13 protein-coding genes and 1 tRNA gene are annotated in these 13533 nt (G+C 55.4%); 4 read left to right on the forward strand and 10 right to left on the reverse strand.

Annotation, left to right across the window (positions count from 1 at the left end):
* Positions 1–109 precede the first annotated feature (109 nt).
* The gene (locus C0V76_RS17855) at positions 110–418 is read left to right on the forward strand and encodes a hypothetical protein (RefSeq protein ID WP_101944262.1); all 309 of its coding nucleotides are present in this window, start codon (positions 110–112) and stop codon (positions 416–418) included.
* 86 nt (positions 419–504) lie between these two features.
* Here the strand turns inward: C0V76_RS17855 and C0V76_RS17860 are convergent.
* A tRNA-Arg gene (locus C0V76_RS17860) sits at positions 505–579 on the reverse strand.
* Between the two features lie 112 nt (positions 580–691).
* Here C0V76_RS17860 and C0V76_RS17865 point away from each other — a divergent pair.
* The 3 genes from C0V76_RS17865 to C0V76_RS17875 all read left to right on the forward strand — a co-directional run bounded on the left by C0V76_RS17865 (position 692) and on the right by C0V76_RS17875 (position 5793).
* Positions 692–2596, forward strand: a complete 1905-nt coding sequence (locus C0V76_RS17865; protein ID WP_101944298.1) for an ATP-binding cassette domain-containing protein — start codon at positions 692–694, stop codon at positions 2594–2596.
* A 152-nt stretch (positions 2597–2748) separates the two neighbouring features.
* Positions 2749–4248 (forward strand): polysaccharide lyase family 1 protein, encoded by a 1500-nt coding sequence (locus C0V76_RS17870; RefSeq protein ID WP_101944263.1) that lies wholly within the window; start codon positions 2749–2751, stop codon positions 4246–4248.
* A gap of 240 nt (positions 4249–4488) precedes the next feature.
* The gene (locus C0V76_RS17875; RefSeq protein ID WP_158239277.1) at positions 4489–5793 is read left to right on the forward strand and encodes a polysaccharide lyase family 1 protein; all 1305 of its coding nucleotides are present in this window, start codon (positions 4489–4491) and stop codon (positions 5791–5793) included.
* A 74-nt stretch (positions 5794–5867) separates the two neighbouring features.
* On the opposite strand, the gene C0V76_RS17880 is transcribed toward C0V76_RS17875, so the two are convergent.
* From C0V76_RS17880 to C0V76_RS17915, 9 genes are all read right to left on the reverse strand, one after another.
* On the reverse strand, positions 5868–6773 hold the full coding sequence (locus C0V76_RS17880; RefSeq protein WP_143707461.1) for a hypothetical protein: 906 nt from the start codon (positions 6771–6773) through the stop codon (positions 5868–5870).
* A gap of 107 nt (positions 6774–6880) precedes the next feature.
* Complete coding sequence (locus C0V76_RS17885) at positions 6881–7498, reverse strand: hypothetical protein (protein WP_143707462.1); 618 nt, start codon at positions 7496–7498, stop codon at positions 6881–6883.
* A gap of 57 nt (positions 7499–7555) precedes the next feature.
* Complete coding sequence (locus C0V76_RS17890) at positions 7556–8542, reverse strand: hypothetical protein (protein ID WP_101944267.1); 987 nt, start codon at positions 8540–8542, stop codon at positions 7556–7558.
* Positions 8543–8884: 342 nt separating this feature from the next.
* On the reverse strand, positions 8885–9184 hold the full coding sequence (locus C0V76_RS19720) for a hypothetical protein (RefSeq protein WP_143707463.1): 300 nt from the start codon (positions 9182–9184) through the stop codon (positions 8885–8887).
* A gap of 232 nt (positions 9185–9416) precedes the next feature.
* Entirely contained in the window at positions 9417–9938 is a 522-nt protein-coding gene (locus C0V76_RS17895) for a hypothetical protein (protein WP_143707464.1), read from the reverse strand.
* Complete coding sequence (locus C0V76_RS17900; RefSeq protein WP_143707465.1) at positions 9935–10594, reverse strand: hypothetical protein; 660 nt, start codon at positions 10592–10594, stop codon at positions 9935–9937. Before C0V76_RS17900 ends, C0V76_RS17895 begins: the two co-directional genes overlap by 4 nt.
* 68 nt (positions 10595–10662) lie before the next feature.
* Positions 10663–10884: a hypothetical protein gene (locus C0V76_RS17905; RefSeq protein WP_143707466.1), complete on the reverse strand. Its 222-nt coding sequence runs from the start codon at positions 10882–10884 to the stop codon at positions 10663–10665.
* Positions 10885–10941: 57 nt separating this feature from the next.
* Complete coding sequence (locus C0V76_RS17910; protein ID WP_101944271.1) at positions 10942–11916, reverse strand: hypothetical protein; 975 nt, start codon at positions 11914–11916, stop codon at positions 10942–10944.
* Between the two features lie 5 nt (positions 11917–11921).
* A complete protein-coding gene (locus C0V76_RS17915) occupies positions 11922–13508 on the reverse strand; it encodes a hypothetical protein (protein ID WP_101944272.1) in 1587 nt (528 codons plus the stop codon).
* Between the last annotated feature and the right edge of the window lie 25 nt (positions 13509–13533).

Consider the following 13533-nt stretch of genomic DNA (forward strand, 5'->3'; position numbering starts at 1 on the left):
CGCGTGCCCACGCGCTGGCCTCAGCCATCCCTTTCGCCTTTACGAACGAATTCAAACGCGAGCTTAAAGTTCAGCTTCTGGGCGCTTTGCGCGTGGCTCTGAGGCGCGAATGACAATCGGCCCACAATGCCCTCCTGCGCCCTATGCGGATGATGTCCGCGCCAAAGGCTGGCGGCTGGAAATTGACTGCGAACGCCTGTTTCAGTCCGACACTTGGGCACTGACACCCGATGCGCAACGCGGCTCCCTGCTCCACCTTTTGGTATCCGCATGGACTCAGAACCCGTGCGGATCTTTGCCCAGTCAGGATGCGCTGATTGCAGCCCGCATCGGGCTTCCGGCTGAAGTCTTCGCAGAACAGAAGGCGGTGCTGCTGCGTGGCTGGTATATTTGGCGATACTTCCAGGGAATAGTATGAAAGACACCGCCCCGCCAGAAATAAAAATGGAGCCCTTCGGGGCTCCATTTTTTTCGTCTCGCGCTCGCTCGCCAGCTTGCATGGGCTGGTACCACCAACAGGAATCGAACCTGTATCTGCCGCTTAGGAGGCGGCCGTTCTATCCATTGAACTATGGCGGCAAGAAGGCGCGCATTGTAGCGCCCTGCGGCCGTTTCGCGAAGGAGTGATACACGGCAAAGACTAGACGGGCGGGTACAATCAGCCCCCTCTGCTTTGCCTGCCGATCGCAACATGCCTTTGATGACTCTTGAAAATGCCTGCCTCGCCTTTGGCGACGTGGCTCTGCTGGATCATTCCGAGCTGGTACTGGAACCGGGAGAAAAAGTCGCGCTAATTGGACGTAACGGCGCCGGCAAATCCAGTCTGCTACGCGCTCTGGCCGGGCAGGCAAAGCTGGACGATGGCACGGTATGGCGCCAGCCCGGACTGAAAGTGGCTTATGTAGCGCAGGAACCAGACTTCGCTCTGGATCGGACCGTATTCGCCACGATTGCAGACGGCGTGGGTGAGGCGGCGCGCCTAATTGCTGATTATCACGCTGCAGCCCATGCACTGGCACAAGGCGAAGAGGCCGCTCTGGGGCGCATGGCCGAGCTACAGCATCAGCTCGAAGCCGGCGGCGGCTGGAGCCTGCACCACAAGGTTGAGCAAGTCATTGACCGCCTGCGCCTTGATGGCGATGTACAGGTGGCGAGTCTTTCTGGCGGCGGGATCAAACGCGTGGCACTGGCCCGCGCGCTGGCTGGTGAGCCCGATCTTCTGCTACTTGACGAACCCACCAACCACCTGGACGTTGAGGCCATCGGCTGGCTGGAGGAGTTGATCCGTGCTTTTCGGGGTGGCGTGGTGGTCATCACCCATGACCGCGCTTTCATGGACAACGTCGCGACCCGCATCATCGAACTCGATCGTGGCCGGCTGGGCAGCTTCCCGGGCTCGTTCTCCGAGTACCAGCGCCGCAAGGCCGAAATGCTGGAGATGGAGGCCAAGAGTGCTGCCGAGTTCGACAAATTCCTCGCTCAGGAGGAGGTCTGGATCCGCAAAGGTGTGGAAGCTCGCCGTACCCGTAATGAGGGTCGGGTCCGACGCCTTGAGGGGCTGCGTAGCGAGCGTGCCGAGCGCCGTGACCGGATTGGCAACGTCAACCTGCAACTGGATCGTGGTGAGAAGAGTGGGCAGCTGATCGCCGAGCTGACGGACGTAAGCAAAGCCTTTGGGACCAAGGCCGTCATTCAGGGTTTTTCGGCACGCATCATGCGTGGTGATCGCATCGGCCTGCTGGGGCCCAACGGTGCTGGCAAGACCACCCTGCTCAAGCTGATCCTCGGCGATCTTGAGGCGGACACGGGGAGCATCCGGCGGGGAACGAAACAGCAGATCGCCTATTTCGACCAGTTCCGCGAAGCGTTGGATCCGGAAGCGCCGCTGACCGAGGTGATCAGCCCCGGCTCCGACTACGTGGAAATCGGCAAGACGCGCAAACATGTGATCGGCTATCTGGAAGACTTCCTGTTCTCCCCGCAGCGCGCGCGCAGTCCGGTGAAGTCGCTCTCCGGCGGCGAACGCAACCGCCTGCTACTGGCGCGCCTGTTTGCGCGGCCAGCAAACATACTGGTACTCGACGAGCCGACCAATGATCTGGACGTGGAGACGCTCGAACTACTCGAAGACCTCTTGCAGTCGTATGACGGAACGGTGTTTCTGGTCAGCCACGACCGGACCTTTCTCGACAATGTCGTCACCCAGACCCTTGCGGCTGAAGGCAATGGCAAATGGCGTGAATATGCCGGCGGCTACTACGACTGGCTGAGAGTCAAAACGGCAGAGCGCGAAACCGCGGAAAAGAACGATGCGGGCAAGACCAGCACCGCCAAGCCCATCGAATCAGAGCGCAAAGCCACTGCCAACCGTAGTGCCAAACTCAGCTTCAACGAAAAACGCGAACTCGAAGCCCTGCCCGGCAGGATTTCGAGTCTTGAGGCGGAGCAGGCTGAGTTGCAACAACAACTCGCCAACCCGGATATCTATCGCACGCGTGGCGCCGATGTTCCGGCCATGAACGCGCGCCTTGCAGAGATCGATGAAGCGCTCCTGGAGTTACTTGAACGCTGGGAAGCGCTTGAAGCAAAAAGCTGAAAAAAACGCACTTTTTTGAACTGGCGAAAGCCTGCTTTTGGGCGTATGTTTCCGGTCTTACCGGAACCGGAGCCGCGACTTGGAGTCAGACGGCTCACGCGCGGTAAGGCACCTGCACTGCCCTGCTTGTCATATTCAATCTGGAGGAGAGCATGAAAAAAAACATACTGGCCCTGTCGGTCGCCATGATCGGCGTCCTGAGCGGCTGTGCCGGCTTTGAACTGGAGGCAGAGGGCGATGCTTCAGGTATTGCCGGGTCGGATCTGGGCCGTGCTGTCATGCCTGCCAACAATGGCTGGGCTGCCGCGGAGGGCGCCGTCACCGGTGGCTCGGCCGCCACAGCGGAAAACGACTTCACCGTCAGCAGCCGTAAAGAACTGGTTGCTGCGCTGGCCAAAGCCGGAACTTCCCCCAAGATCATCCGCATCCAGGGCACGATCAATCTCTCCAGTGATGATTCGGGACGCGAATTGACAGAGAAGGATTACGCCGTTGCGCCCTACAATTTTGATGCCTACATGAAGGCCTATGCGCCGGCTGTTTGGAACCAGAAGCTGGAAAAAGGCCGCCCCAACCGCAAGCTTGATGGTCCGCAGGAAGCCGCACGTGAAGCCTCGGTGAAACGTCAGCGCGACCAGATCACGATCAAGCTCCCCTCCAACACCACTCTTGTGGGGCTGGGTGCGGATGCCAAGATCGTCAAGGGCAACTTGTGGATCGGGCCGGAGTCCGAAAACGTCATCATCCGTAACATCTCTTTTGAAGATGCCTTCGACTATTTCCCGGGCTGGGATCCGGGCGACAGCTTCAAGATCGACAAGAGCTATCCCGGCTGCCAGGAAGCCTATGTGGATGCCAAGACGGGTCCGCAACTGTGCCCGGGCGGGCGCTGGAATTCGGAATACGACAACATTTCGGTCAATGGTGGCAAGCGCGTCTGGATTGATCACTGCACGTTCAGTGATGGTGATCGCTCCGACAAGCTCTTCCCGCCGATCTTCCCCTTCCCGCACAACGAAGTGACGCAAAAGGTCCAGCATCACGATGGTCTGGTCGACGTGACCAATGGCGGGAACTACGTGACCATTTCCTACAGCGTATTCAAGGATCATGATAAGTCCTTCCTGATTGGCGGCAGCGATAGCTCCAAGCTCGATACAGGCAAACTAAACGTCACGATCCACAACAACTACTTTGAAAACGTCGGTCAGCGCGCTCCGCGTGTGCGTTTCGGCAAGGTCCACGTTTACAACAATTACTACGTAGCCAATTCAACCGGTCTGGGCAACGCCAAGACTGACTACGAAAAACACCAGCAGGAACTTGCTGCCCATGCCAAACACAATATCGCTCGCGGCCTGATCGGCGTTGGCAAAGATTCGGCAATCTACTCTGAAGCCAATGTGTTCGAGATCACCGGTGGCAAGGCTGATATAGCAGTCATGCCATACACCGGAGGCACAGTGTTCTTCGATCAAGGCTCCAGTTTCAACGGCCAACCGGTTGATCTGCTGGCCGAATCGAATGCGGCCAGTGGCAAGGCGCTGAGTCCCAACGTGGGCTGGAAGCCGACACTGTATGGCAGCCAGCTCAAGCCAGCCGCTGAAGTTCCGGCTTACGTGAAAGCCAACGCGGGAGCTGGCAAGCTCTGAGCAAGGCGGTTCTGAGTGAAAAAGCCGACGCTTCGCCGTCGGCTTTTTTCCTTACGAAAGAGATCCTGAATGCTTCACTCAAGGGAGTAGTTTGTCATGACGCCTGCAGCACGGAGGTTCTGCGCACTTCTCGTCTCAATGGCCTGTGCATGCGCCTTTGCCCAGCCGGTTCCTCCTGAGCGACAGCCCCTGCCTCCTGGCGATGGCTGGGCCGCAATAGGCGGGGGCGTCACCGGGGGCATGGCAGCCAAGGAGCGCTACACCTATACCGTCGGCACCCGGCAACAGTTGCTGGATGCGCTCAAACAGGCAGGCAACGAACCCAAGATCATCCGCATCCAGGGCACGATCAACCTGATGACGGACGATCGCGGCCGGGAACTCGGTTTCAAGGACTTTGCAGATCCCGGTTACGACTTTGAGGCATACAAGAAGCTGGTCAATCCACACACCTGGAATCGCCAGCCACTCGTCAATGGCAGGCCCCCCCGGATTGCCGGCCCGCTCGAAGAAGCTCGCAAGCGTTCCTGGAACAAGCAGAAGCAACAAGTACAGGTACTGATTCCCTCTAATACCACCCTGATCGGCATCGGCAGTGATGCAAAGATCACCCGTGGCAATCTCTACCTCGACAAGGGCGTAGAGAACGTGATCATCCGCAACATCCACTTTGAAGATGCCTACGATCACTTCCCTCAATGGAATCCCGGAGACTCCTACAGCACGACGCGTACCGCGCCGGTTGTGGACGACTTCGGCAAGAATCACTCTGTACCAGGATGCCAGACCGAGTTCGTGGATGACGAACACGGCCCGCATCGCTGCAACGGTGGACGCTGGAACTCAGAGTTCGACCTAATTTCAATCAAGGGCGCCAAGCGGGTCTGGATCGATCACTGCTCATTCAGTGATGGCGAGAGTCTGGCCAAGACCATCCCGAATATTTTCGCGATTCCCTACGATCAGCCTGAACAGAAGATCACACCACACGATGGTCTGCTGGACATAACCAACGCCTCTGACTTTGTTACGGTCTCCAATAGCCACTTCTTCAACCATGACAAATCCATGCTGGTCGGAGGCAGCGACAACCAGCCTGCAGACGAAGGCAGCCTCAACGTCACCTACCACCACAACCTGTTCGAGAACCTGCGCCAACGCCAGCAACTTGTACGCTACGGCAAGCTGCACAGCTACAACAATCTGTTCAAGAGCAGTCGCACCGATCCCCAGTACCCCTTCGCTTACGCCTTCGGCCTCGGCACCTCGGCACGCATCTACTCGCAGAACAATGTTTTCGAGATAGAGGGACTGAGTGACCCGGCGCGGCTGGTCAGCCTGTTCATCGTCGGGGCCGCCCTGCAGGACAAAGGGACTCTACTCAACGGCCAGGCCGTCAGCATCGTAGAGCGCTTTAACGCGGCCCAAGGCCGTGCAGTGATCCTTTCGGACCTGGGCTGGACACCACCCACGCCAGACGATCTGCTCCCGCCAGAAGCCGTGCCGGCCTATGTGCTCAAGAATGCCGGGGCAGGTAAACTCTAGGCGATCGGTGTCGCCAGCTTCGCGCACGTAGCAGAGGCGCGGCCGACTGCACCTCTACGCGGCTTGCTGAATGCTCAGCTTGCAGGATCTGGGAACAGCGGCATGCGCTTGGGTGGCTTCGGCACCGGCCAACCACTGCGCGCGGCCCAGGACGCGATGTTCGGGATAAAACCGGGAAAATCACCGCCGGGGCAGTCGTGCAGACAGAACCAGCTCTTGCCATGACGCCCGATGACCGGTTTGGCGGGCAAATCAAAACGCCCCCAACCGATCACCGGCCGGATCGTCGCCAGGATTCGTTGCGGATAGCGCCCCTTGCGATCCGGCTTGGCACTGCGATCATCTTCGAGCTCGTAGGACGTGACATCGATATAGGGCAGCTTGCGATTCTCCAGGTAGGCGCGCCATTCTCGACAACCAAAGCCTCCCAGCACAGAGCTGGGCCGAAAATTCGGGCGATAACGTTGCTCATCCTCCTTCGAGCACAACGCGGGCAGCGTGCCACTCCCCTCCCCCAGGGAAGCTGTCTGCCACTGCCCTAAGCCGAACACAAAGTCCTGCGTGCCATTTCCGGAAGCCAGTACCAGCTCATCATCCTGAGCCAGATGCCCGAACAAGGGAGCCCTGCTGGAGTGACGAGACACGAGTTCGCCGGAACGGTTGAATTCGAGCAGCAGGGAAGCAAAAACTTCCTCCCGCTCAAGAAACGCGTTCTCTACGACGTAGGTACGCACCCCTTGCGCAACAGCCTCAATCTCCTGCTCCTGCCCGGGCCTCGCTTCAGAGAGCTTTTTCTTGCCACGCGTTGCGCGGATATCAAAGAAATACGGCGCATCCAGTTTCAGGATGTAACGCAAAGCCCAGGGCTGCTCCTGCCAGAGTGGCATCGATTCCGCAGAAGGAAGCGCATCAACCGCCCCTGCCCGGGCAGACACCAGACAACACAAGAGCATCACCAGACGCAAAGTCAAACCAGACATGAATACAGATCCTGCAGAAGCCCCGCGTACGGGGTTAGAAGCCATGCCCGTCAGCACCGGCTCATGTGAAGGGCCGGTCCGGGGCGCTCAACACCCGGTCGCTCGATTCAAACGCCCCCCGTCACGAGGATGCCCTGCAACTTCATCTCGGTGAGCAACTTTTCCGACATGGCGCGCACGATGCTCAACCGCTCACTGCGCGTATAACCACCCAGCACGGCATTCCTGCTGCGATAAGGGTCCTTGAAGGTGTATTGCCACACTTGGCGTCCACTCCCCTCATGCACCAGCACAGCCCGCACATCCACCTCCTGCCCCTGCAGGCTGCTACGGGTCGGCCATATCACCAGGGAATAATTGCGCTGATCCTTGCGCAACTCGTCCCAGCGGTAATTCGCTCCCGCGATGTAACTGAAGGCCTGCACGTTCTGCTGGCGAAAAACCGGCTCAATGTTCTCGCGCAAATCCACCGCAAAGCCATAAACCATCTGCTGGGTTTCAGAAGCCGCACTTTCGTCGTACGGAATCGGTTTGCGCGGATCCGGCATCACCTGCATAGCCACCCCCTTCTCGGGAATTTTCACCGGATCGGTGGCCACAAAAATATTCACGCCCATGAAGCGTTCGGGCAGCTGGACTTGTTGCTCCTCGGGCTTATTGCCTGAAGACAATGCGCAGGCATTCAAGCCGAGGGCAAACAAATACAGAACGAATCTAATCTTCACTTCAAACTCCCTGTCCTAGAAATACTCAACGTGGCACGCCGAACCATTAACAAGTAATCACTCCTGCGCAACATCCCACTGCCATATCGTCGCACCGTAATTGGAGTCCAGATCCGGCATCACATCTCCCTGCTTGAACATGCGGCGAGAATCCTCCTTGGCGGGCGTCATCCAGTAGCCGGTCTGAGAGCATGATTGGCCGGCCGGGCAGCGCAAGCGATCTCTATCCCCATCCTCACCCTCATCAGGCTCTGGCGGAGGAAGTGGAACCATGTGACCCGTGGGACGAACCGGATGCCAGGTGGTTTCAACGAGTTCAAACGCCTGACTTCCATCTTCAGGATCTTCAAACGTCACTTCATAGGCGGGTTGCATGATCTGGATACCTTGGCGGGCAAAGGCCAAGGCCGCCGTGCCCATCCCTGTTGCCGGCACCCATACTCCCGTCCACGGCACGATCTCGCCGGTCTTGCAGGAAATGGATTTATCGACGGCGTACTCCGGGATTTCGGTGGGGCGTTCGGGATAGATGTCGAGATAGATGTCTTTCTCGTGATTGCGTGCGATGCGATCACCGGCAATGCCCATGTCTTCAGGCACACAAATACGCCAGTCCTTCGTATGCGTTTTATAGCCGTCGCTGGTGTACATCTGGCTATTAGTCACAGCAATGCCGAACTCACTACATATGCTGTAGGCTTTTTCAAGCTTGCGCATAAAGGACTCTGCTTTGCCGTCCATCCAGCTCATGTTGCCTTCTTCAAAGACCCGGGGCGTATTCTCGAGGTATCCCCCCCAACGCAACATCGCGTCGTATCCGCCCTGAACAAGCAAGGCTCTTGCATTGCCATAGGTCTCCAGCAAATGCTCCATGCGCTCACCACCGCGGGGAACCGGCGCATAGTCAACAATAAACGGATGCCGCTCTATACATGACATGAATACATCGAACGCCTCTTTTAAATTATAAAATGCCCGATCAATATATTCGAGTGAAGTGATCGTGTACCAGAGGTGCGCCTCGCGGCTCAAATTACGTTGCATGCGCTTCATTCCTTCAACGGATTGGGTAGGCCAATAATGCTGTGCTGATCTTCAAAGTCCTTGAAACCCCAACCAGTTTCAATCGGGCCTTCTATTCGCGAGTAATTAATCTGGATACGGAGGCTACGCGGACCAGGTCTTGAAATAAATAATTTCCAATAAATGGCAATATCTTAAATTTCGCCACAAACTAAAAGAAAGACTGCTCAAAACCTTTCTTGAAATGCCGCAATTCAAGACCTGACCCCAGCCTTGACCCAATTCAAGACCTGACCCCAGCCTTGACCCAAAAGGCAAGACCTGCCCCCGCTGTTCATGACCCGCTGTTCACACTGGCTGGCACTACTTCGGCGATATCTCGATTCGCTCCTCAAACTCGCTCAGGCTTTTGAGGACATCGCTATCCGATTTGTAGCGATTCTTCAGTGCAAGTAGCTGACGGTCAGTTCCTGTGCAGTATTTAAAGACTTGCTTAGCCAAGTACTGACCTCGCCTTTCGTCGTAAACCTCTTCTCCCCGAAAGTGATCACACCGTTCGCGGCGAGCAACAAATTTCGCAACATCCGAAGGCACTGCTGCCTCAGCGACCGTGCAAAAAAATAAGAGTAGCAGCGTCGCAACTGCACCGAGATTTTTGTTCACAACTCACCTTCCGTCCGTTGACCAATGAGGGGCGTCCGAGCCCGAACCGTTATACTTGGTAACACTGTATGTCGCGCCAACCTCGTGAAACTTCGTGTTCATGCCAGACCTCTCAAGTCAATCCTCATAACCCTATGATTCTTAATGACGGTGAAGATTGACTTCCGGACGATTTGCGACGCTCTCGGCCGATTACTTCGCTAACCCCGCCGTCACAAAAACCGAGAAAAACCTAGGGTGCCGGCTCCGCAAGCAGCACAAAATACAGTGTGCGAGTACCTAGAATACAAGCAAACCCCTCCACGCTTTTGTTGCTTTTCACCGCGTAAAAACTTCGCAACGCGCAAAACGCGTTTGCTACTTGGCTTTTTCGGCCAAGTATTCTTTGCAACGCCTCTTTCTCTTCGCTACCAAGCCAAGCTCTCACTGCATTGGGAGGAAGAAAGTCCACCTTATGAGACTCGTCCCCAGCTGACTTCTGTTGAGCGTGTTCTGTCGGCCCCACAAAAAGGATGCTTAAATAATCTGTTGGGCCCGGCACGCCTCCTTCCCAATCAGGAGTTCCAAAAATTTCCCACTGCGACACCTGCAGTCCTGAATCGATATTGATATATCGGCGCAGCTCATCAATGTTCGTACTAAAACTCAACTGACTACCCTCCGTTGCAAGGTCATTCTCATGAGTGCGCAGCGCGAAATAGCCAAACACACCTAGAAAAATTACAAGCAAACCAATAAAGAGGTTGTTCTTCACCACGCCACCACCGTCGAATAAGTCCCACGATTGATGTACTGCTTCGCAAGACCTACCACCTGAAATCGGCCATTCTCACTGTCAGGTATGTTGGTTGTAATGTCTGCCATCCCTGGATTGAAGTTATACATATCTTCCATATGGAACGTGATGTGAGCAACGTGTCGAATTCGGCATTGTCGATTGGATGTATCAACGTCGATTTGCACGTCTGCAGGCACCCATACCGAATGCCCGCCAATCGCTCGTTGCCAATTCACTGTGGCGGGATAAAGAGAGCGAAGTGGCGGCTCCGGATACAAACCATCCTTTCCTCCTACGCGATAAGGCTCACTGGTCAATTGAAAACTTGACCTGTTGAACCCAATAACCTCGGCGTGCTTCTTTAGGTCCTCAATGAGGAGATCCCTTACCTTTTTTCCATTCGAGTCTGTGTTCAAAAATTTGCCATAATCAATCGTTCGATCAGCGCCACTTGCGTTCATGTAGTGCAAATATGCATCTGCTGCTTCCGTTTGGTCCTCGTTGCCGCACTTGTCAATATAACTACCTGTAGCCCCATTGCATAAGGACTTTGCACCTACACCTTTGGCGTACCAAACCGCATAGTCGAGACGAGCTTGCTTCGTTGGCGCTTCTGGTGTGAATCTATCCAAGAATCCTTGGTCATGGACAATATTAGGCCGCTTCGGCTGACCAATTTTGTACCTCCCCGAGCGCTCCGTCATCCTGATTGGTACGTCTGATGAGGACTGTGCGGATCCGGCATCACCTGCATCGCCACACCCTTCTCGGGGATTTTCACTGGATCGGTGGCCACAAAAATATTCAAGCCCAGGAAGCGTTCAGGCAGCTGAACTTGTTGCACTTCGGGCTTATTGCCTGAAGACACTGCGCAGGCATTCAGGCCGAGGGCGAACAAACACAGTACGAATCTAGTCTTCACTTCAAACTCCCAGTCCTAGAAATACTCAGCGTGGCACGCTGAACCATTAACAAGTAATCACTTCTGCGCAACATCCCACTGCCAGATCGTCGCTCCGTAATTGGAGTCCAGATCCGGCATCACTTCTCCCTGCTTGAACATGCGGCGAGAATCCTCCTTGGCGGGCGTCATCCAGTAGCCGGTCTGAGGGCATGATTGGCCGGCCGGGCAGCGCAAGCGATCGCTATCCTCATCCTCACTCTCGTCAGGCTCTGGCGGAGGAAGTGGAACCATGTGACCCGTGGGACGAACCGGATGCCAGGTGGTTTCAACGAGTTCGAACACCTGACTTCCATCTTCAGGATCTTCAAACGTCACTTCATAGGCGGGTTGCATGATCTGGATGCCTTGGCGGGCAAAGGCCAAGGCCGCCGTGCCCATCCCTGTTGCCGGCACCCATACTCCCGTCCACGGCACGATTTCGCCGGTCTTGCAGGAAATGGATTTATCGACAGCGTACTCCGGGATTTCGGTGGGGCGTTCGATATATGCGGAATCCTCATGGTAGCGAGCGATGTCTCCCCCCCCAAAACCCATGTCTTCAGGGACGCAGATGCGCCAATCCTTTGTGTGGGTTTTGTAGCCGTCGCTGGTGTACATCTGGCTATTTTGAATAGCAGACCAAAACTCACTGCAAACACCGTAAGCATTGTTTAGCTGACTAAAAAACAAGCTTTGGTCTTGCTCCAGCCAAGTCGTTACGCCTTCACGTAATCCGCGTGGTATATCTTCAAGCCCTCCACCAAAAGCAATCATTGCATCAAAATTCCCCTGCTCCAGCAATGCACGAGCATTGGGGTAAGTTTGAAGCAAGTTCTCCATAACCCCTCCCCAATACGAGACGGGTTTGTAATCTGCAATGAAAGGATGAGCCTGAGATCTCCGGCTAAAAATAAAAAAAGCATCCTGAAGATAGCTCTGCGCCCGATCCATATATTCGGGTGAAGTGATCGTGTACCAGAGATGTGCCTCGCGGCTCAAATTACGTTGCATACGGTTCATTCCTTCAACGGATTTGGCAGGCCAATAATGTCGTGCTGGTCTTCAAAGTCCTTGAAACCCCAGCCAGTTTCAATCGGGCCTTCAATTCGCGGGTCATTGATCTGGATGCGCACACCGCTCTGGCTTGCATTGCCTTTTGCATCCTTGATGACATTCCCCTCCACCATATCGGGGAACTGGGCGCTCACAAACCCATCGGATTTTGCGTTCCTCAATTGGTCGCGCCCACCGTTAAGTCCAATAGGGTGCCAAACCACCTGATCCAAGCCCCCCTCTAAAAAGCCATCTTCTACCTTCTTGCTACTCTCGTTGAGGAACTGCATCGCGGTAGGCCCTTCCCATACGGTGATTTCACCATCACGGGCCTTGTTGTAGGTGAATTTGATATAAGTGCCGTTCTGATTCCAGTGCGGCTTGACTGCAAGCCGTCCACGCCAGAGTTCGCGAGCCTTTTCAGGGGTCCTGTTGATCTCGTCCCAGACCTTCTGCGTGATCCAGCAGGTGCTCAGGCTTCCGCTGGTGGGATCGACAATGCGGTAGAGCGTTTCGCCATCGCTAAGCTTGCGGGCCTTTACCCCTTTAGCAAAGCTCTTGATTTCGTAGTCGCCCAACTCAGGGGCACCGTCCTCGATGCCTTTCTTGTAATCGGCTGTCTTTTTAAATCTCTCGGGACTCAGCTGCTTAAAAGTCACCGGATCTGCAACTTTCACCCATGGCGGCTGATGCTTCTTGATGAGCCGTTTCGCCCCCGCCTCCGAGAGCGGTGCGATCCAGCCTTTGTTGACTTGCTGGGTATAAGCCACCCAATACATATTGTCGAGACGCTCCGCCAAGCGCCTCATGACGGCGCGCATGGGCTCAATGAACTTGTCGACGGACTCGTCGAACCTCTTCTGCACCGTCACGATGCCATCGAATACGGCCTTGATCTTATGGCCGGCGCTGTCCGGCAAGAAGTGCTTAAGCGTATTCAGAATATCTTTGACATCGTTTGCCCGTTCATTGAAGCGCTTTTTAAGTTGGACGGTATCGATTTTGTCCGCAACTTTTCGGATGGTGGCCCCGACCCAACGCACCACGTCGGGTACGCGTTTCATGGTCAGAAACTTCTGGACTTTGGGATGGCGCAAAAACTGAATGATTTCTGGCAACGCAGCGTCAAACGCTTCATCCAAGTGCGTCACCATCTTGCTGGTGTTGGTCAGGTCATCGACATGCTTGATGAGAGGTCGCATGCGAATGAAGACGATTTTGACGACCCCTTTGGCGACAGACCCTAATTCGGGGATGAAGCCTATCAAGGTGAGCACCAGCGAGAACCAGGCCATCCCGCTGGCCGGGGTGCGCGCTATGGTAATGACATTGGCGATAAGGTCGCGAATGTCCATGATGGTATCCAACCCTGGAACCAGACAGACAGCGGTATCCAGACCAATTTGACCAGTACTTCTATTAGGGTTGAAGTCGCCCTGAAGAGCCTCCCACACCCAATTAGCCTTCTCTTTGCCGCTTTGTAGTGAGGCCTGCGCTTCACGCTTATAGCGATTTGCGGATTTAACGATGTCATCAAACGCAAAGGTCATGATGTAAGCAAAAGTTCATTGAAAA

The organism is Uliginosibacterium sp. TH139 (assembly GCF_002855595.1).
Lineage (GTDB): Bacteria > Pseudomonadota > Gammaproteobacteria > Burkholderiales > Rhodocyclaceae > Uliginosibacterium > Uliginosibacterium aquaticum.

Excerpts from the sequence above, each read along its gene's own strand:
- C0V76_RS17875 (WP_158239277.1), top strand. The coding sequence starts at position 4,489 with ATGGCAGCCAAGGAGCGCTACACCTATACCGTCGGCACCCGGCAACAG.
- C0V76_RS17890 (WP_101944267.1), bottom strand. The coding sequence starts at position 8,542 with ATGCAACGTAATTTGAGCCGCGAGGCGCACCTCTGGTACACGATCACT.
- C0V76_RS17870 (WP_101944263.1), top strand. The coding sequence starts at position 2,749 with ATGAAAAAAAACATACTGGCCCTGTCGGTCGCCATGATCGGCGTCCTG.
- C0V76_RS17915 (WP_101944272.1), bottom strand. The coding sequence starts at position 13,508 with ATGACCTTTGCGTTTGATGACATCGTTAAATCCGCAAATCGCTATAAG.
- C0V76_RS17880 (WP_143707461.1), bottom strand. The coding sequence starts at position 6,773 with ATGTCTGGTTTGACTTTGCGTCTGGTGATGCTCTTGTGTTGTCTGGTG.
- C0V76_RS17865 (WP_101944298.1), top strand. The coding sequence starts at position 692 with ATGCCTTTGATGACTCTTGAAAATGCCTGCCTCGCCTTTGGCGACGTG.
- C0V76_RS17910 (WP_101944271.1), bottom strand. The coding sequence starts at position 11,916 with ATGCAACGTAATTTGAGCCGCGAGGCACATCTCTGGTACACGATCACT.
- C0V76_RS17855 (WP_101944262.1), top strand. The coding sequence starts at position 110 with ATGACAATCGGCCCACAATGCCCTCCTGCGCCCTATGCGGATGATGTC.